Source organism: Streptomyces sp. NPDC029674 (assembly GCF_044903205.1).
GTDB lineage: Bacteria > Actinomycetota > Actinomycetes > Streptomycetales > Streptomycetaceae > Streptomyces.
The window spans coordinates 127,874-148,634 of record NZ_JBJDPY010000008.1; the positions used below are offsets into that span (position 1 = coordinate 127,874).

Annotated in this window: 17 protein-coding genes; 9 read left to right on the forward strand and 8 right to left on the reverse strand. The window is 73.9% G+C overall.

The features are described 5' to 3' along the window. Window positions 1-199: 199 nt before the first annotated feature. Window positions 200-1,009: an RNA polymerase sigma factor SigF gene (locus ACI2L3_RS20650; RefSeq protein ID WP_404753809.1), complete on the forward strand. Its 810-nt coding sequence runs from the start codon at window positions 200-202 to the stop codon at window positions 1,007-1,009. A 4-nt stretch (window positions 1,010-1,013) separates the two neighbouring features. Here ACI2L3_RS20650 and ACI2L3_RS20655 read toward each other — a convergent pair whose 3' ends face one another. Then, complete coding sequence (locus ACI2L3_RS20655) at window positions 1,014-2,156, reverse strand: PAS domain-containing protein (RefSeq protein ID WP_404753810.1); 1,143 nt, start codon at window positions 2,154-2,156, stop codon at window positions 1,014-1,016. 83 nt (window positions 2,157-2,239) lie between these two features. On the opposite strand from ACI2L3_RS20655, the gene ACI2L3_RS20660 reads away from it, so the two are divergent. The 3 genes from ACI2L3_RS20660 to ACI2L3_RS20670 all read left to right on the forward strand — a co-directional run bounded on the left by ACI2L3_RS20660 (window position 2,240) and on the right by ACI2L3_RS20670 (window position 5,868). Next, window positions 2,240-2,938, forward strand: a complete 699-nt coding sequence (locus ACI2L3_RS20660; protein WP_404754032.1) for an ANTAR domain-containing response regulator — start codon at window positions 2,240-2,242, stop codon at window positions 2,936-2,938. 282 nt (window positions 2,939-3,220) lie between these two features. Then, window positions 3,221-4,468: an aminotransferase class I/II-fold pyridoxal phosphate-dependent enzyme gene (locus tag ACI2L3_RS20665; protein ID WP_404753811.1), complete on the forward strand. Its 1,248-nt coding sequence runs from the start codon at window positions 3,221-3,223 to the stop codon at window positions 4,466-4,468. A 365-nt stretch (window positions 4,469-4,833) separates the two neighbouring features. Beyond that, window positions 4,834-5,868: an MBL fold metallo-hydrolase gene (locus ACI2L3_RS20670; RefSeq protein ID WP_404754033.1), complete on the forward strand. Its 1,035-nt coding sequence runs from the start codon at window positions 4,834-4,836 to the stop codon at window positions 5,866-5,868. Here ACI2L3_RS20670 and ACI2L3_RS20675 read toward each other — a convergent pair. Continuing rightward, entirely contained in the window at window positions 5,756-6,763 is a 1,008-nt protein-coding gene (locus tag ACI2L3_RS20675; protein ID WP_404753812.1) for a hypothetical protein, read from the reverse strand. The two genes, ACI2L3_RS20670 and ACI2L3_RS20675, sit on opposite strands and share 113 nt — an antisense overlap. A gap of 4 nt (window positions 6,764-6,767) precedes the next feature. Beyond that, window positions 6,768-7,160 carry a hypothetical protein gene (locus tag ACI2L3_RS20680; protein WP_404753813.1) on the reverse strand — a complete coding sequence of 131 codons (393 nt, stop codon included), beginning with the start codon at window positions 7,158-7,160 and terminating at the stop codon, window positions 6,768-6,770. A gap of 111 nt (window positions 7,161-7,271) precedes the next feature. Here ACI2L3_RS20680 and ACI2L3_RS20685 point away from each other — a divergent pair, with 111 nt between their 5' ends. Then, window positions 7,272-10,706 carry a CHAT domain-containing protein gene (locus ACI2L3_RS20685; protein WP_404753814.1) on the forward strand — a complete coding sequence of 1,145 codons (3,435 nt, stop codon included), beginning with the start codon at window positions 7,272-7,274 and terminating at the stop codon, window positions 10,704-10,706. Between the two features lie 30 nt (window positions 10,707-10,736). Here ACI2L3_RS20685 and ACI2L3_RS20690 read toward each other — a convergent pair whose 3' ends face one another. Next, window positions 10,737-11,351 carry a DedA family protein gene (locus tag ACI2L3_RS20690; protein ID WP_404753815.1) on the reverse strand — a complete coding sequence of 205 codons (615 nt, stop codon included), beginning with the start codon at window positions 11,349-11,351 and terminating at the stop codon, window positions 10,737-10,739. After that, a complete protein-coding gene (locus ACI2L3_RS20695; RefSeq protein ID WP_404753816.1) occupies window positions 11,351-12,127 on the reverse strand; it encodes an MBL fold metallo-hydrolase in 777 nt (258 codons plus the stop codon). Before ACI2L3_RS20695 ends, ACI2L3_RS20690 begins: the two co-directional genes overlap by 1 nt. A gap of 124 nt (window positions 12,128-12,251) precedes the next feature. Between ACI2L3_RS20695 and ACI2L3_RS20700 the strand changes: the two genes are divergently transcribed. The 3 genes from ACI2L3_RS20700 (at window position 12,252) to ACI2L3_RS20710 (ending at window position 16,348) form a co-directional block, all read left to right on the forward strand. Further along, entirely contained in the window at window positions 12,252-12,647 is a 396-nt protein-coding gene (locus tag ACI2L3_RS20700; protein WP_404754034.1) for a hypothetical protein, read from the forward strand. Window positions 12,648-12,716: 69 nt separating this feature from the next. Then, a complete protein-coding gene (locus ACI2L3_RS20705) occupies window positions 12,717-14,867 on the forward strand; it encodes an alkaline phosphatase family protein (protein ID WP_404753817.1) in 2,151 nt (716 codons plus the stop codon). An 83-nt stretch (window positions 14,868-14,950) separates the two neighbouring features. Further along, on the forward strand, window positions 14,951-16,348 hold the full coding sequence (locus ACI2L3_RS20710; protein WP_404753818.1) for an amino acid permease: 1,398 nt from the start codon (window positions 14,951-14,953) through the stop codon (window positions 16,346-16,348). A 5-nt stretch (window positions 16,349-16,353) separates the two neighbouring features. Here ACI2L3_RS20710 and ACI2L3_RS20715 read toward each other — a convergent pair whose 3' ends face one another. Both ACI2L3_RS20715 and ACI2L3_RS20720 read right to left on the reverse strand, forming a co-directional pair. Further along, window positions 16,354-17,985 carry a DUF6345 domain-containing protein gene (locus tag ACI2L3_RS20715; RefSeq protein ID WP_404753819.1) on the reverse strand — a complete coding sequence of 544 codons (1,632 nt, stop codon included), beginning with the start codon at window positions 17,983-17,985 and terminating at the stop codon, window positions 16,354-16,356. 267 nt (window positions 17,986-18,252) lie between these two features. After that, the gene (locus ACI2L3_RS20720) at window positions 18,253-18,999 is read right to left on the reverse strand and encodes a class F sortase (protein ID WP_404753820.1); all 747 of its coding nucleotides are present in this window, start codon (window positions 18,997-18,999) and stop codon (window positions 18,253-18,255) included. A 322-nt stretch (window positions 19,000-19,321) separates the two neighbouring features. Between ACI2L3_RS20720 and ACI2L3_RS20725 the strand changes: the two genes are divergently transcribed. Beyond that, window positions 19,322-19,879, forward strand: a complete 558-nt coding sequence (locus ACI2L3_RS20725; RefSeq protein WP_404753821.1) for a hypothetical protein — start codon at window positions 19,322-19,324, stop codon at window positions 19,877-19,879. A 63-nt stretch (window positions 19,880-19,942) separates the two neighbouring features. Here ACI2L3_RS20725 and ACI2L3_RS20730 read toward each other — a convergent pair whose 3' ends face one another. Continuing rightward, window positions 19,943-20,677 (reverse strand): S1 family peptidase, encoded by a 735-nt coding sequence (locus ACI2L3_RS20730; protein WP_404753822.1) that lies wholly within the window; start codon window positions 20,675-20,677, stop codon window positions 19,943-19,945. Window positions 20,678-20,761 lie beyond the last annotated feature (84 nt).

Genomic DNA, 20,761 nt, shown 5'->3' on the forward strand with positions numbered 1-20,761 from the left:
CTGCCGGAGGCCGGGGGCAGGCGGAAGAGAGTGCTTCGGACCGGAGGCACGTCCGTGGGAGCGACCGCGTCGATCGCCCCCGGGTGTGCCCCGTGCTGATCCGACCCGCACTCACTCCCACGGTGACCGTCCACCCAAGGCACCCACGAGGGAGTTGCGACGCACCATGCGATCCCACGCCAGCACCAGTACCACAACCATGCGATCCCACACCGGAACCGCGACATCCGCGAAGACGAAGCGGCACCCGCACGACGACGCCCCCGACACGGCGGAGGGCTTCGCCCGCCTCGTCGAGATGGAACCCGGTCCCGAACGGGACGCCCTGCGCCAGGAGCTCGTCCGGGCCTGGCTGCCCATGGCCCAGCGGCTCGCCGGCCGGTTCCGCAACCGCGGCGAGGCCCTCGACGACCTGCGGCAGGTCGCCGCACTCGGCCTGGTGAAAGCCGTCGACCGCTACGACCCGCGGCGCGGCACCGCCTTCGAGAGCTACGCCGTCCCCACCGTCACCGGTGAGATCAAGCGGCACTTCCGCGACCACATGTGGACCCTGCACGTGCCGCGCCGCGTCCAGGACCTGCGCAACCGCGTACGGTTCGCCCGCCAGGACCTCTCCCAGATCTCCGGGCGCGTCCCCACCGTCGCCGAGATCGCCGAGCACGCGCAGATGAGCGAAGAGGACGTCAAGGCCGGCCTGGAGGCGCTCGACAGCTTCACCGCGCTCTCCCTCGACGCCGAACTCCCCGGCAGCGAGGACGGCTACTCGCTGAGCGACGCCCTCGGCGGACCCGACCCCGCCCTCGACACCGTCGTCGACCGCGAGGCCGTCAAACCGCGCATCGCGCAACTGCCCGAGCGCGAACGGGAGATCCTCTACATGCGGTTCTTCGGAGACATGACGCAGAGCCGCATCGCGGACGAGATGGGCATCTCGCAGATGCACGTCTCGCGGCTGATCAGCCGCTGCTGCGACCGGCTGCGCGACCAGGTCATGCGGGACGCCGCCTGACGCCTCACCGGTCGGCGCACCGGTCGTCGGCGCCGCGCCGCATGGCGAGCGCCGTGTGCCGGGCCATCACGTCGACCACCCGCGCCTCGGCCATCGAGAACGCGAGCCGCGCACCGCTCCGGAAGAGCGTGAGCACGCCCTCCACCGGGCCGTGCGGGCGGGCGGTCAGCGGCACGCACAGCAGGGACGTGACCTCGGCGCGGATCAGCACGTGCGCGCCGGACGCGTCCCGCCCGAAGGCGTCCGGGTCCTCCGGGCGCACCTGAAGCGACGCCGCCCCGCCGCGTGCCGCCTCCACGACGAGGGGGCACGCGGCGGGGTCCTGCGTCAGCACGTCGGCGACCGGGGCGTCCGGCGGCCCCAGGACCGTGGTGCGCCGCAGCCGCGCGGCGCCCTCGTCGGCGATCACCCAGTCCGCGAACCGCCCGTGCAGGACCGCGGCCGCCCGCTCAAGGACACCCGCGCGGTCCCCGGCGGGCGCCGTGAGCAGCGTCGACGTCATGGCGTCCAGCAGGTCGAGCTGCGCCGCGTGCCGCGTCGCCTCGCCGAGGTCGGGGGCGGGGCCCGGCACGCTCGGCCCCCTCTGCACGCGGTCGGCCGCGGGCTGCAGCACGACGAGGACCGCGGTGCGCGGCTCGGCGCCCGGGCGCAGCGCCGTCAGGGTCGCGCGGACCGGTGTGCCGGGGCTCTGCTGGAGGTGCACGTTGAGGCTGCGGTCGCCCTCGCCACGGGCGACCGCCGCGGTCTGCGAGCGGAAGGCGACCCGGTCCGCGTGCACCAGGAAGCCGGTCAGCGGCCGGCCCGTCGCGTATCCCGCGCGGACCCCGGTCAGACCCGTCGCCGCGAAGTTCATCCGCCGGACCACGGTCTCCCGGTCGACCAGCGCCACCGGCAGCGGCAGCCGCTGGAACAGCGCCCGCAGCAGCCGCTGCTCGTCCCGGTCCGACGCGGCGTCGTCCCACCGGCCGTTCACGGCGAACCGCCGGTACGTGGGCCACAACCGGTCCGCCACATGGTCGAGTTCGAAGATCGCCGCGTCGAGCACGGTGCTGAGGTCACCCGCCGGCACGGAACGCGCGGACTTCAATTCCGCTATGCGGCGCACAAAATCCGCGAGCTCTTCACCGAACTCCTCCATTTGAGACATGCGTCGAACCTATCCGCTGCGGCAGTTTCCCGGGGGCCTTGGCGGGAAGCCGAAGGACAGAGGAGGAACACGTCATGGCGCCCATGCCCGACCCGGACCTGCTTCGACCTGAGTCGTCCCTACCCGGCCGCAGGCTCTCCGAACTCGCCGAACAGGCCGTCCGGTGCACCCCCGCCTGCTGCGGGGCGAGCACGACGGTCTCCGACGGCGGCGACGAGCACCCCACCGCGGTCACCCACCCCGACCTCGCCGGGCTCGTCTCGGTGCAGCTGCACTCGGGCGAGGGGCCCATCCCCGCCGCCGAGGAGCAGGGCGCGCCGGTCGGCGCGGACGATCTGCTGCGGGACGAGCGATGGCCCGAGTACCGCGCGCTGGCCCTCGACTCCGGCGTACGCTCCAGCGTCACGCTGCCCTTCCGGCGCGCGGGCCTCACGGTCACCCTGAGCCTGTTCAGCTTCCGCCCCGGAGCGCTCGACGACCCCGGGCACGGGCCCGCCCAGGCGCTCGGTGACCTCGCCACCACGAGTTTCGTGCGCGACCGGCACTACCGTGCCGCGCTGACCGAACTGGACCAGCTGGGCACGGCCATGCGGACGCGGCCCGTCGTGGACCAGGCGTCCGGGATCGTCATGCACGTCCTCGGCTGCGACGCGGACGACGCGTTCGGGGTGCTGCGGCGGATCTCCCAGACCACCAACAGGAAGCTCGCGGACGTCGCGGCCGCGCTGGTCGAGACGAAGGGCCGCGGCCTGGAACGAGAGCTGGTCTCGCTGGCCCGCTGAGAGCGGTGACAGGGGCCCGGACCGGTCGGCAGCGACCGGTCCGGGCCTTCCGCGTGTCTTTCCGCGTGTCTTCTGGCGGTCGCTCACCCGGGCGGAGGCCGGGACGGGCGCGCGGGAGGGCGCCGCGTTGTGATGGACACGTACGGCTCGGAGGCCCCGCACGGCTCGCAGGACTCGTACGGCTCGGAGATCTCGTACGGCGATGACCCGGCACCTCCTGGGTACACGGCCCCGCGACAGGGCATGACCAGGACAGAGGTACGCGAGTGCACGGAGGTACGAATGCGGTGCACGGACACGGAAGGCCGCGGACCCGTCCGGTACGGGCCGCACCCCCCGGAGCCCGGCCTTCCCGTGCTGCCCGAGCTGGCGGCGGCCGCCGCGGCGGCAGCGGGCCGCTCCCCGTGCGAGCCCGCGGGCGGGGGCCCCGCCCTCCTCGACGCGGCGTGCGGCTACTGGACCCGGCGCGGCCTGCCCGTCGAGCGCGACCGGACCGTCGCCGCGCCCGGCGCCCCGCCCCTCCTGCTCGCCCTCACCGCGGCCCTCGGCGGCGACGTCCTGCTGCCCCGCCCCTGCCCCGCCTGGTGGGCGCCCCAGGCGCGGCTGCTCGGCCGCGGCGTCTACCACGTGCCGACACCCGCCGAGTGCGGCGGCGTCCCCGACCCGTACGCCCTCCTGGAGACCGTCCGCCGGGTCCGCGCCGAGGGCGGCACGCCCCGCCTCCTCGTGCTCTCCGTCGCCGACGACCCGACCGCCACCGTGCCGCCCCCGGAAGTGCTCCACGAGACCCTGGAGGCGGCCGCCGGCGAAGGCCTGCACATCGTCAGCGACGAGACCTGGCGCGACACCCTGCACCGACCCCACGACACCGTCCTGGTCGGGCCCGCCGAAATGGACCACGAACGGGTGACCGTCCTCAGCGACCTCGCCGGCGCGTTCCTCCCCCCGGCGCTGCCCGCGGCCGTCGCCCGCTTCCCCGCCACCCCGGCCGGCGCCGACCTGCGCGCCCGCACCCTCGACGTCCTCACCGCCCTCGGCGCGACCCTCGCCGCCCCGGCAGCGGCCGCCGCCTCGTACGCACTGGGCGAACCGGACGAGATCACCGAGCGGCTCACCGCCACCGTACGGCTGCACGCACGCGTGGCCGCCGCCGCACAGCACGCCGTGGTCGCCGCCGGCGCCCTCGCCAGACCCCCGCAGGCGGGCCGCCACCTCTACGTCGACCTCGGCCCCCTGCGCCCCGCGCTCGCCGCGCGGGGCGTCGGTGACGCGCAGGAGCTCGAGGACTTCCTCACCGAACGGCTCGACATGCCCGCGCCGGGCGGCCACCGCTTCGGCGACGACATCGACGCCCTGCGCGTACGGCTGTCCACAGGGCCGCTCCTCGGCTCCGACCAGACGCAACGCCTGGCAGCGCTCACCGCACCCGACCCCCTGGAACTGCCGCACGTGCAAAGGGCGTTGAGCACCTTCGAAGCGGCCTTCGAGGACCTCCGCACAGCAGCCCGGCGAATGGAGCCGCCTCGATGACCCAGCAGGCACAGCAGGACCACGGCGGTTCCCGCCTCCACCCGGACTCCGCCCGAACCCCCGACGCGGCCTTGGCCCCTGCCGCCGGCCGGACGCCCGACACCGGCTTCTCGCCGACCTCCGCCCGGGTGTCCGGCACCGGCCTGGTGTCCGGCACCGGCTTCCCGCCGGCCTGCGGCCGAGCGCCCGGCGCCGCCCGAGCCCCCGACGCGGCCCTGGCCCCTGCCGCCGACCGGACGCCCGACACCGGCTTCTCGCCGACCTCCGCCCCGGTGTCCGGCATCGGCCGAGCGTCCGGCACTGGCCAGGCGTCTGGTGCCGGCCAGGCGTCCGACGCGGCGCGGGCGCCCGACACGCGCACGCGCATGGCGCTCGACACGCAACCGGCGCCCGACGCGGGCCGGACGTCCGGCATCCTCGCCCCGCCGCGCCCGCCCGGCGGACCCCGCGTATGGCCGAAGTCGTTCGCCGACCGGCTCACCGCCCCGCTGCCAGGACTGCGCGGACTCGCCCGGTTCGCCCGTGAGAGCGCCCTGCGCCCGCGACCCGAAGGGCTCGCCGACATCCCGCGGCTGCCTTTCGAACCCGGCCCGCTGCCGGACGTCGACGCCCGCACCGTCGCCGTCACCTGGGCCGGACACGCCAGCTGGGTCGTCCGCATCGGCGGCCTGACCGTCCTCACCGACCCCGTCTGGTCCCGCAAGATCCTCGGCACCCCGGCCCGCGTCACACCCGTCGGCGTCTCCTGGAGCGCCCTGCCACGCATCGACGCGGTCGTCATCAGCCACAACCACTACGACCACCTGGACGCGCCCACCCTGAAGAGGCTCCCCAGGGACACGCCCGTCTTCGTGCCCGCGGGCCTCGGCCGCTGGTTCACGCGCCGACGCTTCACGAACGTCACCGAGCTGGACTGGTGGGAGGGCGCCGGCCTCGGGGGAGTGCGCTTCGACTTCGTGCCCGCCCACCACTGGTCCAAGCGGAGCCTCCACGACACCTGCCGCACACTGTGGGGCGGCTGGGTGCTCACGGACGGCCGGGGGCAGCGGGTCTACTTCGCGGGCGACACCGGGTACGGCCACTGGTTCGAGCGGATCGGCGCCCGCCACCCCGGCATCGACCTCGCCCTCCTGCCGATCGGCGCGTACGAACCGCGGTGGTGGCTGCGCGACGTGCACTGCGACCCGGAGGAGGCGGTGCGCGCGGCGGCCGACCTCGGGGCGCGCCGCATGGCCCCCATGCACTGGGGCACGTTCCTGCTCTCCGCCGAGCCGGTCCTCGAACCGCTCACCCGGGTGCGCGCGGCGTGGGAGAGGACGGGGCGGCCTCGCGAGGACCTGTGGGACCTGCCGGTGGGCGCGTCGCGGGTGCTGGATCGGAGCTCCGCAGCTGTCGGCTGAGCGCGTCCCCCAGGGCCTGGTCCAGCGGGCCGCCGTGCTCGATGCCCAGCTGACCGGCCAGCTCGACGGCGTGCAGCCGGACGGCGGCCTCCAGCAACTGGGCGTAGGCCTCGACCGCGCCGCGGAGCCGGGACCTCGCGGTCAGCGCGAGCACGCCCGCGACCGGCGCCGCGGGCCACCACCACACCGCCAGCGGCGCGTACAACACCCCCCAGCCGCCCAGCGTGGCCGCACGTGTGAGCGCCTGCTCGGCGGCGGTGATCTCCGCGCGGGTGGTCTCGGGCAGCATGAGCCACAGGTGCGGCCAGAGCACCGGCAGGTCCAGGTGGTGGTCGCGCTCCAGGCGGACGGCGACGGCGTGGACACGATCGCCGCTCCATGTCGGCCGGTCCGGTTCCTCCGCGCCGACGCGCCGCACGGCCTGGTACGCGGCATGACGCGGCGCGGGGTCGGCCCGCTCGCCCCGCAGCGCCAGGAACCGGGCGTCGGCGTCCAGTTGCCGCCGGTAGCGCAGCGCGGCGTCCTCCCAGCGGGCCCGGCGGCGTACGACACGTCCGTACGCCCACTGCCGGAACGGACGCGGCCAGCCCCGCCACCCGGCGGCCAGGACGGCGCGCCGGAGCACCGAACCCAGCCCTTGGGCGGCAAGGCCCGCCGCCCCTGCCGCGGCGAGAACCGCGCCGAGCAGCACGACCTGCCCGCCCGCCTCGGAGGCGACGGGGGACCGGGCCCACCGGCCGATCCGGTCGACGAGGAGCCCGTGGTCCAGGGCATGGGCGTGGCCGAGGGAAGCGGCGACGGTGGCCGTGGCGAGCAGGAGCGCCCCCGGCAGCACCAGCAGCGTGAGCCAGCGCTCGGCGAGCTTCTGCCCCAGCGCGCCGAGGAATCCGTTCACCGCGCTACAGCCGTTCCCCGCGCAGGGGCCGGCCGCTGACGCGGCAGCGCGGCGCGTCGGAGCCGTCGGGCCAGGCGATCCGGGAGCACTGGCGCGTCGGGCAGAGCAGCACCCGCTCGTCGGGCAGGGCGGGGTCGGCCCCGAGCGGGGTCAGGCCCCGGGCGGCGCCGCCGTGCACCCCCACGGCGTCGCCCGCCGCGAGCAGCGCCTCGTGCAGGGCGTCCAGCGCGGGGGCGGGGTCCTCTCCGGCGCGCAGGTCGGCGAGGAGGCGCTCCAACGGGGCGGCGCCCCCGGTCGCGTACGTCTCCAGGTCCGCGCGGATGCGCTCCAGGCGCCCGCAGACGTGGGCGATCGCCTCCCGCACCCTCGTGTCGACACCGCTGTGCTGCTCCGCCACTCCGAGCCCCCTGTCCGTACTGACGCGGCCATGCTGTCCGAAGCCGCCCGTCCGCGGCAACAGTCGATCTAGCCTTGCCGGTTGACGAGCCGTCATCGACAGGGGGGGCTGATGGGACAGCGCGAAAGGCTGCTGGCAGCGGTCAGGAGCGGCGTGGAGCGGGCGGGCAAGAAACGGAATCTGTCCCACGCCCTGGATCCGGCCGCGCTGACGGCCGCGCGCGAGCTGGCGGCGTTCGCCGCCGAGGGTGACCTGGAAGCCGCGCACGCCTTGGCCTGGCTGCATTACGTGCGCTCCCAGGCGCTCCCGCGGGCGCAGGGCGAACGGGAGTGGAAAGAGGCGGTCCGCCTCTTCGGGCAGTGCTTCGTCGTGGCGGAGGAAACCGTACCGGAGTCCCTGCGCCTGGCCGTCGCCGAGCGGGCGCTCCCCGACCTGATGGACCTGCTCACCCGCTCGTTCGCCACCACCGATCCGGCACTCCTGGACACCACCGTGGACCTGGCACGACGTATCGAGCGCAGGCTGCCCGACGGCCATCCGCGCCACTCGCACACCCTTTCCCTCCTCTGTGCCGCCCTGGACACACGGTTCGTGCGTGGCGGGGAGCTGACGGACGCGGACGAGGCGGTGCGGGCGGGCCGTGCCGCCGTCCTGGCCACCCCTGACGGCCGGCCGCAGCGCGCGGGCTACCTCTCCAACCTCTGCGCCGCTCTGCTGAACCGCGCCAAGCGCACCGGTGACGTACGGGACATGGACGAAGCGGTGTCCACCGGCCGCGCCGCCGCCCGGGGCGGCGACGAGGACGACTCCGAGCGGGCCCTGCAGCTGACCAACCTCGGTGCGGCCCTACGGGCGCGGTTCCAGCGAAACGGCGAGCCGGGCGACATCGACGAGGCGGTGGAGGCGAGCCGCGCCGCCGTCCGGGCCGCACGCGCGGAGGACCCCCGCCGGGGCCTGTTCCTGTCCAACCTCGCCGTCGCCCTGCAGTCCCGGTTCCAGCGCACCGGGATGCTCACGGATGTGCACGAGGCCGTGGAGGCGAGCCGCGCCGCCGTCCGGACCGGCCCGCGGAGCGCGGGCTTCCTGTCCAACCTCTGCCTCGTCCTGCTGGACCGCTTCAACCGCACCGGGACGCTCGCGGACGTGGACGAAGCGGTGGAGGCGGGCCGCGCCGCCGTCCGGGCGGCCCCCGACGGACACCCCGACCAGGCCGTGAGCCTGACCGGTCTCAGCTCCGCCCTGCGGTTCCGCTTCCAGGGCACCGGGACGCTCGCGGACGTGGACGAGGCCGTGGAGGCGGGCCGCGCCGCCGTCCGGGCCACCCCCGGCGAACACCCCGAACGCGCGGTACGCCTGGCGGGCCTCGGCGCCTGCCTGCGGATGAGGTTCGAGCGCACCGGGGACGCCGTGGACGTGGACGAGGCCGTGGAGGCGGGGCGCGCCGTCCTGCGGATCGTCCCCGACGCTCACCCTCGACGCGCGGCGTACCTGGCCGAGTTCGCGGTCGCCTCGCAGCTGCGGTTCGAGCGCGGCGGAGACCCGCGCGACCTGGACGCGGCGGTGGAGGCGAGCCGCGCCGCCGGCAGGCTCACCCCTGACGGCCACCCCCGGACCATGCACCTGGTCAGCCTCTGCATCGCCCTGCGGACGAGGTTCGAGCGCGGCGGGGACCCGCGCGACCTGGACGAGGCGGTGGAGGCGGGCCGCGCGGCCCGCCGGGTGATGCCCGCGGACCACCCCCACCGTGCCGGCGCCCTGATGAACCTCGCGAGCGCCCTGCGGCTGCGGTCCGAGCGCACCGGAGCGGCAGCCGACGCGGCGGAGGAGCGGTCCGTCTGGGAAGGTGCGGCCGAGTCGGCCGCCGCTCCACCGTGGATACGTATCCGTGCGGCGCGGGGAGCGGCGCGCCTGGCCGCGTCCTCGGACCCCGGCCGGGCGGCCGCGCTCCTGGAGCGGGCCGTACTGACGCTGCCGCAGGTGGCACCGCGCCGCCTGCGGCGAGGCGACCAGCAGCACGCCCTCGGCACCGACGCCATCGATCTGGCCGCCGACGCGGCGGCCCTGGCCCTGACCGCCCCCGGCGGCACCGCGTCGGAACGGGCCGCGCGGGCGCTGCGCCTGGTGGAGGCGGGCCGTGCCGTGCTCCTGTCCCAGGCGCTGGACACCCGGGACGACCTGTCCGAGGTGCACGTCCACCACCCCGAACTGGCCTCGCGCTTCGCCGAACTGCGTGGCCTGCTGGACCAGGAGCAGACCGGGGACGAGGGGGCGGCCGCGGGCGCGGGCCACGAACGGCACCGTGTGGCGGCCGAGTTGGAAGAGCTGATGGACCGCATCCGGACCCTCGAAGGCTTCACCGGCTTCGGCCTGCCCCCGACCCTCGACACCCTCCTGAGCGAAGCCGCCCACGGCCCCGTGGTGACGTACAACGTCAGCCGCTACCGCAGCGACGCGCTGCTCCTCACCGGCGAGGGCATCACCTCCTGCCCCCTGCCCCGGCTCACGGAGAAGGCCCTCTACACCCAACTGGAGACCTTCCACCAGGCATTGGACGAGGTGAGAGCGCCCGACGGCGACCGGATCGCCGCGCAGCGGTCCCTGCGCGGCGTACTGGAATGGCTCTGGGAGGCGGCCGCGGAGCCGGTCCTGTCGGCCCTGGCGGCGACGCCTGACATGGCCGCGAGGGCTCAGGCCGGGGAACTGCCGCGGGTGTGGTGGGCGCCGGGCGGTCTGCTGGGACTGCTGCCCCTGCACGCGGCGGGCTTCCACACCGACCAGGGCGGCGCGGCACCGCGCCGCACGGTCCTTGACCGGGTGATCTCCTCCTACACGCCCACCGTCCGGGCCCTGCGCCACGCCCGCGGGAGCCGCCGCCTGCCCTCGCCCACCGGCGAGCCCCGGTCCCTGATCGTCGCCATGCCGAACACACCCGGTCTCGGCCCCTTGGAGTACGCCGCCGAGGAGGCCCGCCGGATCCACCCTCTGCTGCCCCGCCCGGTCCACCTCACGGCACCCGGCCGCACCGCCGACGGCGCCCCGCCCCCGCCGGGCCGCGAGGCTCCGACCACGGACACCGTCCTGGCCCGCCTTCCGCAGTACGCCGTGGCCCACTTCGCCTGCCACGCCGAGAGCGACCACACCGACCCCGCGCAGAGCCGCCTGCTCCTGAACGACCACGCCACCACCCCGCTGACCGTCGCCGCACTGGCCCGGTTGAACCTCACCCACGCACAGCTGGCCTACCTCTCGGCCTGCAGCACCGCGGATCCCGGCAGCTTCGATCTGCTGGACGAGGCCATCCATCTCACCAGCGCGTTCCAGCTCGCCGGTTTTCCGCATGTGATCGGGACACTGTGGCCGGTCAGCGACCGCCTGGCCGCCGACATCGCCGAGTCCTTCTACACCCACCTGACCACCGGCCCGCCCGGCGGCACGCTCACCCCCGCACGGTCCGCCACCGCCCTGCACCACACCATCCGGGAGGTACGCGACCGCTACCCGGCGACGCCGTCCCTCTGGGCGGGCCACCTGCACGCGGGCGCGTAGGCGACGGCCCCGGCTCCGACGTCCCGGCGGCTACGCCGGGGCCCGCCGGACCTTGCGCCACACGGCCGGCGCCACACTGATCAGCACCGTCAGCGCGACCGCCACCGCCACGCCCTCCCACGGCTCCTTGAACAGGGACCCGCCGAGGATCCCGATCAGCTGGTACGTCACCGCCCACGCGAGGCACGCCGGCACGTCCCCGCGCGCGAACTGACGCAGCGGCATCTTCGCCATCAGGCACGCCAGCATCACCGGGATCCGCCCGGCGGGGACCAGCCGGGACAGCACCAGGACCATGACCCCGTGGTCCGCCAGCTTGGCCTGCGCCTGCGCGAGCCGCTCCTCCGGCGCCCGGTCGCGGATCGCCGCCAGCCAGCGCGACCCGTTCTTCGAGCGCATGCCGCGCCGCCCCAGCCAGTACAGGGCCATGTCCCCGAGGAAGGCGGCGAGCGCCGCGACACCGAAGACGACGAGCAGCGCGAACGGCGCCGTCTGGTGGAAGGCGACCACCGCCGCCGAACTGACCAGCGCGCCCGTCGGCACCACGGGGACCAGCGCGCCGATCACCACGAGGAGGAACAGCGACGGATAGCCGACCGCCTGCTGCGTGCTCTCCGGCGTCACCTGGACCGCCGCGGCCAGCATCACCTGGACACCTCCGGCCGCACGCTCTGCCCATGCGCGAGCCGGTGCACGGACACGTCGGGGGCGAGCCGGGCCGCGTGCCGGACGAACTCGTGGCCCGGCGCGTGGAATTCGTGCGGGCGGACCGCGTCCATGCCTATGGGCCAGTACGTCCCGTAATGTACCGGAACCGCGCTCCGCGGCGAGATCCGGGCCAGCGCCTGCGCCGCACGGCCCGCGTCCAGGTGCCCGTGGCCGAGGTAGGGGCCCCAGCCGCCGACGGGCAGCAGCGCCACGTCGACGGGACCCACCTCGTCGGCCATCCCGTCGAACAGGCCCGTGTCCCCGGCGAAGTACGTGCGCGCCTCGCCGTCCACCACATAGCCGAGAGCCGGGGACCGGTGCGGGCCGACGGGCAGCCGCCGCCCGTCGTGCAGTGCGGGCACCACCCGTACGACGAGATCGCCGACCGGGACCTCGTCGCCCGGCACCACCTCCGTGAAGCGCAGATTCGGCAGTCTGCGGGCGAGGCCAGGCACCGACCGCGCCGTCCCGCGCGGGACCAGCGCCCGGGTGCCCGGCGCGAGCCGGGCGAGCGACGGTACATGCAGATGGTCGGCGTGCAGATGCGAAAGGAGCACGACGTCGGCGACGGCGGCGTGCGGCGGCGGCAGTGCGCCCCTGCGGCGCCGCAGATGCGCCAGGCGGCGGGCGAAGAGGGGATCGGTCAGTACGCGGACGCCCGAGTCCTCGACCGTGCAAGTGGCGTGACCCCACCATGTGACCTCGACGGGCACCCGGTTCCTCCTTCGTGCGACTGTCTCCGAGCCTACGGCCAGGAGTAGGGTCAGCGGCTGAGACCGATGGCCGGGACCGAGGGACAGGGGGGACGCCGTGGGAGATGCCGTGGGCACCGCCGTCGTGCGCGTCGCGGCGATCGCCAGCCTGACGCCCCTCGAGGAGCTCGAGGCCGACCCCTTCCTGGTCGACTCGCGCAGCCAGCACGCGATGTGCGCGCGGTGGGCCGCCGCGCAGGGATACGTGATCACCCGGGAACTCGTCGTACGAGGGCTGCGCGCCGACCACGCCATGCTGTGGGGCGACATCGAGGCCGGGCTCGTGGACCTCTTCGTCGTGCCGAGCCGCAGGGTCCTGGAGCGGGCGCTGAGGTCCGCGGACGAGTTCACCGCGGAGTGCGGGCGGCGGGGCGTACGGATCGAGACGGCGGGCCTCGCCGAGCCGGCGTACGACTCCCAGATGAAGGCGAGCGTGCACCGAAGGCTGTCGATGCCGACGGCGGGCTACGACGGCCGCTGACGGGCCCGCCGCTCCGCACCGAGCCTCCCCCCGGGTGTATGACACGCTGGTGTCCGAAAACGGGGGTTCATGGAAGGGCTGGGCGTGGGGCAAGGGCGATGGCGGCGGGTCGGCAGCGCTCTGTGGCGGGTGGTCGCCGTATGGGCCGTCAGTACGCTGACGATGCTCGTGCTCGCCGGCCTCCTGCCGGACTTCAAGCTGCAGTCCGCCGACGGCGACAGCGCCACCCGCATCGCGGTCACCGCCGCCCTCGGCGCCGGCGCCTTCGGTCTCCTCTCCGTCCTGGTGTGGCCCCTGCTCGTCCGCGCCCTGCTGCTCGTGCCCGCGCTCGTACTCGGGCTGCTCGCGTTCTTCCTCAACGGGTCGCTGCTGCTGCTCGCCCTGAGCCTCATCCCCGAGGGCCGCGGCGAGGCGGGTGCGGAGACCGCAGTCGTCGTCGCGGCGGTGATGTCCGCCGTCGCCTCGGCCACCGGCGGCGCCCTCGCCGTACGGGACGACGACGCCTACCGGCGCAGGCTGTACCGGCTCGCCGACCGGCGCCGCAGGCGCGGCCCTGACGGCAGCCCCGGGCCCCTCGGCCCCGGCACCGTCTTCATCCAGCTCGACGGCGTCGGCCACGACGTCCTCACGGCCGCCGTCGCCAAGGGACTCATGCCCACCGTCGCCCGCTGGCTCGGCGCAGAAGGCACCGCCACCCACCGGCTCACCCCCTGGCGCACGGACTGGTCCAGCCAGACCGGCGCCAGCCAGCTCGGCATCCTGCACGGCTCGAACCATGACGTTCCCGCGTTCCGGTGGTACGAGAAGGACACCGGCGAGGTCATGGTCAGCAACCGGCCCGCCTCCGCCGTCGAACTCCAGCGGCGGGCCGTCGCGCGCACCGGGCACGGCGGACTCCTCACCGTCGACGGCGCCAGCCGCGGCAACCTGTTCAGCGGGGGCGCCGAACAGCTCGCCCTCGTGCTGTCCGTGGCGGCCAGGAGGGGCAAGGAGAACCGGTCGCGGGCGGGGTACTTCGCCTACTTCTCCGACCCCGCCAACGCCGTCCGCACCGCCCTCTCCTTCGTCGCCGAGGTCTTCCGGGAGATCGGCGAGTCCACCCGGGCCAGGTTCAGGAGGACCCGCCCACGCGTGAGCCGCGGGGGCCTCTACCCCTTCATCCGCGCCTTCGCGACCGTCGTCGAGCGCGACGTCGTGGTCGCCGCCGTCATCGGGGACATGCTCGCCGGACGCAGCGCGGTCTACGCCGACCTCGTCGCGTACGACGAAGTGGCGCACCACTCCGGACCGTCGGGCAGGGACGTCGAGAAGGTCCTGCGGCGCCTGGACCGGTCGCTCGCGCTGCTCGACCAGGTGGCCGACCACGCGCCGCGCGCCTACCGGATCGTGGTGCTCTCCGACCACGGGCAGAGCCCCGGCGAGACGTTCCGCGCCCGCTACGGCCTCACCCTCGGCGACCTGGTCCGGGCCGGCTGCGGGCTGCCCGTGCCGCGCAGGGCGCAGCGTACGCACAGCGGCGCGGAGGCCCGTTCCGCCGTGCGGGCCGCGCTGCGCCGGCCGGTGGAGGAGGGCGCCGAAGAGCGGCGCCCGGCCCGCCGCGCCGAGCCGATCGTGCTGGCCTCCGGCAACCTCGGGCTCGTCTCGTTCCCCGACGTACGGCACCGCATGACCCGCGAGGAGATCGACCGCCGCCACCCGGCGCTGCTCCCCACCCTCGCCAACCACCCGGGCATCGGCTTCCTGCTCGTACGCAGCGAGGAGCGGGGCCCGGTCGTGCTCGGGGCGCGCGGTGCCGAGGTGTATCTCGCCGAGGAGCCCGCCGAGCCCGGGCCGCTCGCCGATTTCGGCCCCGGCGCCGCGGAGGCCGTCCGGCGCACCGACGGCTTTCCGCACACCGCCGACATCATGGTCAACTCCTGGTACGACCCGGAAGACGGCGAGGTGCTCGCCTTCGAGGAGCAGATCGGTTCGCACGGCGGGCTCGGCGGGGCGCAGTCCCGGCCGTTCCTCCTGTCGCCGCTGGTGCTCTCCGAACCGGTGCCGGACGGCGGGGACCTGGTCGGCGCCGAGCAGGTCCACCACGTCCTGCGGCGCTGGCTGGGCGAGGCCGTGGGGCCGCAGATCCCCGTGACCGTCGACGTGAACGATTCCTTGTTCGACACCCCGGACGACACAGCTTTTGCGGCCCCCGACCACGCCGCGCCGGACAAAACACACTGATTTGGAGCAGCGTCTCCCGTGCCCGACCATGTCTCTCGCCCGGCGATCCCGGGCGCCGGGCACGACGAGAGGCGCACCACCCCATGCACGACACCGGAACCGCCGCACCCCCGGATCCGGCCCCCGACCAGGGAGAACCGGCGCCGGCGCAGGAGCCGAGCAAGCACGCCAGGCGCTTCGGCCTGCCGATCGCCACCTGCCTCGTCATGGGGAACATCATCGGCGGCGGCATCTTCCTGCTCCCGGCCTCCGTCGCCCCGTTCGGCACCATCAGCCTGGTCGCCTTCGCCGTCCTGACCGCCGGGGCCATCGCCCTCGCGCTCGTCTTCGGACGGCTCGCCGAGCGCGACCCGCGCACCGGCGGCCCGTACGTCTACGCCCGCGCGGCCTTCGGTGACTTCGCGGGCTTCCTGGCCGCCTGGTCGTACTGGATCACCACCTGGGTGAGCAACGCGGCCCTCGCCGTCGCCGCCGTGGGCTACCTGGACGTCCTGATCCCCGTCAACGACCACAAGTGGACCGCCTGCCTGGCCGCGCTGGTCCTGCAACTCCTGCCCGCCCTCGCGAACTTCGCGGGCACACGGTACGTCGGGGCCGTCCAACTGGTCGCCACCGTACTGAAGTTCCTGCCGCTGCTGCTCGTCGCCGTCGGCGGCCTCTTCTTCTTCGACAGCTCCAACCTCGGGGCGTTCCGGGCGAGCGACGACAGCCCGCTGGGCGCCGTCTCGGCGGCCGCCGCGATCCTGCTCTTCTCCTACCTGGGCGTCGAGTCGGCCGCCGTCAGCGCCGGCGAGGTCCGCGACCCGCGGCGCAACGTCGGACGCGCCACCATCCTCGGCACCCTCGGCGCCGCCCTCGTCTACCTGCTCGGCACCCTCGCCGTCTTCGGGACGGTCGCGCACGACAAGCTCGTCGCCTCCACCGCGCCGTTCTCGGACGCCGTCGACGTGATGTTCGGCGGCTCCTGGGGCGGCACCGCGGTCGCCTGCGCCGCGCTGGTCTCGATGGTCGGCGCCCTCAACGGCTGGACGCTGCTCAGCGCGCAGACGCCGTACGCGGCCGCCCAGGACGGGCTCTTCCCGAGCGCGTTCGGGAAGAAGAAGCGCGGCGTGCCGACCGTCGGCGTCCTCGTCACCGTCGTCCTCGCCTCCCTGCTGACCGTCTACAACTACACGGCGGGCTCCGGCGGCGTCTTCGAGTCCCTGGTCCTGATCACCACGTTCACGGCGACCGTGCCCTATCTCCTCGCCACCGCCGCGCAGATCTACTTCCTGGTCTCCGGACAGCGCGAGCGGGTGCACCGCGGCCGTCTGGTGCGGGACGGGATCCTCGCGGGCACCGCGTTCGCGTTCGCCATGTGGCTGGTCGCGGGCTCCGGCTACGCGGCCGTCTACCAGGGCGTCCTGTTCCTCTTCGTGGGTGTGCTCGTCTACGCGTGGATGGCGGCCCGCAAGCAGCGGGCCGCCACCGTGAGCTGCTGAGCGGGTTACCTCGCCAGTGGTGCGACGACCCAGCGGCGTGTCTTGAACATGCCGCCCGGCGAGCCGATCTCGATCAGCTTGCGGGCCGCGGGATAGGCCTCGTTGCCCTCCATCTCGTAACCGACCTCGAAGGTGCCGGGGACGTCGCTGACCTGCGGCGCCTGCGCCGCCGTGGCGGCCTGTGCCGGAGCGTCGGCGGTGACCGTGGCGAGCTCGGCGAGCAGCTTCTTCTGCGCCGCGGCGAGCGCCTTGCGCGGGTCGCGCTCCAGCGGCGCCGCCGTGGCCCTGCCGCCCTTGGGCTGCGGCGGCGAGACCTCGGTGCTCGGCTCGCGCATGATGCCGGTGGTCCTGCGGGTGGCGATCTGCGCCTGGACGGCCGTGCCGTCGTTGTCGAGACCGACGCGGATCAGGCCGAGCCCCGGTGTGATGACGGGCACGCCGTCGAAGACCTGCCGGAACGTCACGTGCGTCTGCAGCGACACCGGGCGTCCGACCTCGGAGCCGTCCTTGGTCCCGGAGTTCTGCATCAGGTCGTGCACGCTGTCGACGACCAGCTCGGCGCCCTCGGCGTACCGCTCGGCGACCGCGCGGGCCGCCTCGACCGCGCGCTCGGTGGCCAGCTGCTGGGTGTTGCGGTGGTTGGGCTCGGCGAGCCTGACCCAGCGGACGCCCTGCGGGCCTGTGGAGACGATGCGGTCCCCGGAGGTCGCGCTGAGCACGCCGATCTCCTCGACCTGCACCTCTTGCAGCGCCGCCGACGGGAAGTCGGCCAGCTGCCCGAGTTTGCCGAGCTCGGCGCTCGGGTCGCGGGGCGCCAGCTGGACGATCTGCTGCTGCCCGGGAAGCTGGGTGAGCGGCTCCCTGACGCCTTCGCGCGCGTAGTACCAGCGCCACGCGTACCAGTTGTCCGGCACGTGCTCGCGGAAGAAGTTCCGCTCGGTGTTGAGGCGGTTGGTGGCCTCGGCCTGGGTGGCGCCGACGGCGCACACGGAGGGCGCCTGGCCGTGGTGGATGTCCCAGCTGGCGTTGAGCCAGGCGTCGCAGTACGTCTGTCCGGACCGCCACTTCTCCCAGAACTTCTTGCCGTAGTCCGGACTGTCGATGCTGACCGTCTCGAACCCGAAGATCATCCGGAAGCCGATGTTGGGCCCGGCCCAGGTACGGATCGGCGAGTGCCCGCCGGTGACCTTCAGCGAGTCGCACGTCGACCAGAAGACATAGTTCGCCTTCTCGTTGCCGAGCGCCATCCTGTTCGAGACGGCGTCGCTGCGCCCGTCCCAGGCGGCGCCGAGTGGCGCGAAGAAGACGCCGTTGCCGTCCATGCCGCCGTGACCGGAGTGGTACACGGCGACGACGGCGTCCATGCCGTACCGGTCCTGCCAGTTGTCGTACGTCTCCTCGTACGCCCACACCTGCGCGCCGCCGTCGGCGAACCAGAAGTTGCGGTCGTAGAACTGCTGGAGGTACGCCAGCCAGCCGGTGGCGTCACCGTGCGTGTGGTAGAGCGGCGACTGGTTGACGAACTTCTGGATGCTGAAGGCCCCCCACCAGCCGAAGGTCGAGTCCCGGTCACCCGCGGCTCCGGGCTTCTCCGGTTCGAGCGGTGACGGACCGCGGTCCGAGTAGTTGATGCGCATGGCCATACCCCCTGAGAGGATCTCCTCGCCGTCGTCCGCGAGGGGGCCTCAAAGTGTCACCGCGGGCCCGCCTTGCCCAGTTGCCATTCCGGCCATAGGACCCCCGCCACGCGCCTGTTCCCGCACCTCAGGGGCCCCTGTGGGGTTGGCGCCCCGCACGGCTGTGTTCGCATCGGGCGACGCGCACCTGCACCCCCTGCTCGAACACCTCCCGGGTGCCCGCCGAGCGCCGGGCGGCCCGTTTTCATCCGGGGCCACGCCGCGGGCTCAGCGAGTCCCTACCAGATAGGCATATGCCACCACGTTCCCGGAATACCCGGCGCTCTTCGAGTAGGTTCCGCCGCAGGTGATGATGCGCAGCTCCGGGCGGCCCCTGTCCCCGTAGACCTCGCGCACGGGAAAGGCCCGCTTCGAGTAGGCCGCGACTCCGTACACGCGGAACACGGCGGTTTTTCCGTCACGTCGCCGCACTTCGATGGAGTGCCCTGCACGGAGCACGCCGAGGCCATAGAAGATCGCACGCCCGTGACTGTTGTCGACGTGACCGACAAGGACGGACGTGCCGGAAGAGCCGGGTGACGCCGAAGCCCTGTACCAGGCCGCCAGGTTGGGGTTCTCGGGGGGCGGTTCCTGAATCTGGCCGTCGCCCCGCAGCCCGACGTCCACAACGGGGGCGGAAACACGGAGTGAGGGGATCCGGAGGCCTACGGGCTTCGAGGGAAGGAGTGGAGGAGCGGCAGGCGGCTCGCGTTCCTTCTTGCCGGCCAGGGCCGGCGTCTGGGACCGCGGCGGCTGCGGGGGGCCTGCCTCCCCGAACAGGCCGTCTGCCGCCAGGACGAGCCCTCCGGCGATGAAGACGGCGGCGCAGCAGGCGAGCAGTCGACGGCCGCGCAGGGTGAGCTGCGCCGTCCGGGCCCCTCGTACGCGCTGAGGGCCCGTCGGCGGCCGACGGTCGACTTGAGACCGCGCGGGCGCGGGCGGATGTGGCGGGCGTGCATTTCCCGGGTGGCGCATGGGACCTGATGACCACCTGACAAGAGGTCTACGCAACGCGGCCGATGATGTCACTTACCGGCGCGTTCGGTGCGTAACGGGCGGCGTGTCATCGTGCCGGAAGTGTTTTTCGTGCGTCGTCGACAGCAGGTGGTCCGCTCGCCTCCAGGTCCGGCAACCGGACCATCGCGGGCGCGTGTGGGTGAATCAGATCGGACACGTATGTCGACAAGTCGTCTGAGTGGGAGGTTACCGACGCCGCCCCTTCGCCTGAATGTGCGATGCACCGACACGTGCGCCGCGCCAAGGGGCGGCTACCTCAACGAACTGAACGGAGACTCAAGTGCGCGCATCACACGTCTTCCATGCCGTGGCGCTCATCACGACGACGGCAGCTTTCTCGCTTCCGGCCTCCGCCCTCGCCCTCCCCGACGAGGTCACCATCGAACCTCCCAGCGTTCAGCAGTACGCCCAGACGAAGGTCAGCGCTCACGCATGCGGCAATCACGCCGTCCGCGCCACCGGTTCCACCACGGCCGTTCCCGGCACCTTCACCTTGACCAAAGGCCCCGGTGACGCTCATCCCACCGGACGCTTCACCGTCCCGGGAACCGCTCCGCTGGGGACGAACACCGTCACGGTCATGTGCGATACGGGCGCCGATTTCAGCGTCGACTTCACCGTGGTCAGGGGCACACCTCCCCAACCGGGCCAGACACCACCCGAACAGGCCATCGACGTGACGGGGCGTCACAGAACGCCCGCCGGGCCCGTGAACACCGGAGTCGGTGGCTCGGCTCAGGACGGCACCGCCACGGGACTCCTCGGCCTCGGGGCGCTCACGGTCGGCGCAGGAGCCATCTACGCGCTGCGCCGTCAGGCGCAGAGGAGGAGCTGCTGATCAGCTCCATATCGCCGGCAAGGCTATGGGCTGCCCACGCGGGTCGGGCAGCCCATGCCCGCGTCATCGCCGGATGACGGAGCGGATCCAGGAGAGCTGCTGGGAGACCTCTCCGGCCTGGGCGCTCTTCTCGCGGTCGGAGCCGTTGAAGACGCCGATGAGGGTTTCGGTGCCGCGCGGGCCGACGGTCATCACCGGGCCCCCGGAGTCGCCCCCGGCGGGTATCCCGGACACCTTCTTCATGCAGAAGTCGGGGCCGCCGGGCGCGGTGTGACCGGCGCACAGGGGGTCGTTCGCCCGTACGACCTTCAGCTTCGACTGCTTGAGTACGGGAGACTGGCAGGCGCTCTCGTCCGTGGTGCAGGTGGCGCCCCACCCGTACTGCCGCACGATCTGGCCGCGGTGGACGCCGACCGTGGACAGGCGCGCCGTGGGCACGTTCATCGGCGGGACCTTGACGAGCATCATGTCGGCGTGCGAGCTGCCCACGCGCTTGCCGCGGATGGGGCGGACCGTGGTGCCCCTGCGCATGTCGAGCTTGCCCACGCGGAAGGAGATCCGCCGGTCGGCGACCGGCTGCGCCTGCTCGTAGAAGCAGTGGGAGGCGGTGAGGATCCACTGGCGGGCGACCGCTGTCCCGGTGCACGCCGGTTCGCCGTCCACGAGCATGCGTACCGCCCACGGGCCGTAGGTGCTCTTCGACCCGCCGATGACGGCGGAGGCCGGGGCGGGCGACATCACCGAACCCGCGACCAGCGCAAGCGCGGCCACCAGCAGTACACGAACGCGACGCACCATGCGGAACAACTCCTATCAGGGGGGGGACAGCCGTACAGGTAGTGAGAGACCCCTCCGGGCAAAAGCGTTCCGTGCGAACTGCCG

Coding starts and splice junctions, on each gene's coding strand:
- ACI2L3_RS20650 (WP_404753809.1), top strand. CDS start 200: ATGCGATCCCACACCGGAACCGCGACATCCGCGAAGACGAAGCGGCAC.
- ACI2L3_RS20655 (WP_404753810.1), bottom strand. CDS start 2,156: ATGTCTCAAATGGAGGAGTTCGGTGAAGAGCTCGCGGATTTTGTGCGC.
- ACI2L3_RS20660 (WP_404754032.1), top strand. CDS start 2,240: ATGCCCGACCCGGACCTGCTTCGACCTGAGTCGTCCCTACCCGGCCGC.
- ACI2L3_RS20665 (WP_404753811.1), top strand. CDS start 3,221: ATGCGGTGCACGGACACGGAAGGCCGCGGACCCGTCCGGTACGGGCCG.
- ACI2L3_RS20670 (WP_404754033.1), top strand. CDS start 4,834: ATGGCGCTCGACACGCAACCGGCGCCCGACGCGGGCCGGACGTCCGGC.
- ACI2L3_RS20685 (WP_404753814.1), top strand. CDS start 7,272: ATGGGACAGCGCGAAAGGCTGCTGGCAGCGGTCAGGAGCGGCGTGGAG.
- ACI2L3_RS20690 (WP_404753815.1), bottom strand. CDS start 11,351: ATGCTGGCCGCGGCGGTCCAGGTGACGCCGGAGAGCACGCAGCAGGCG.
- ACI2L3_RS20705 (WP_404753817.1), top strand. CDS start 12,717: ATGGAAGGGCTGGGCGTGGGGCAAGGGCGATGGCGGCGGGTCGGCAGC.
- ACI2L3_RS20710 (WP_404753818.1), top strand. CDS start 14,951: ATGCACGACACCGGAACCGCCGCACCCCCGGATCCGGCCCCCGACCAG.
- ACI2L3_RS20715 (WP_404753819.1), bottom strand. CDS start 17,985: ATGCGCATCAACTACTCGGACCGCGGTCCGTCACCGCTCGAACCGGAG.
- ACI2L3_RS20720 (WP_404753820.1), bottom strand. CDS start 18,999: ATGCGCCACCCGGGAAATGCACGCCCGCCACATCCGCCCGCGCCCGCG.
- ACI2L3_RS20730 (WP_404753822.1), bottom strand. CDS start 20,677: ATGGTGCGTCGCGTTCGTGTACTGCTGGTGGCCGCGCTTGCGCTGGTC.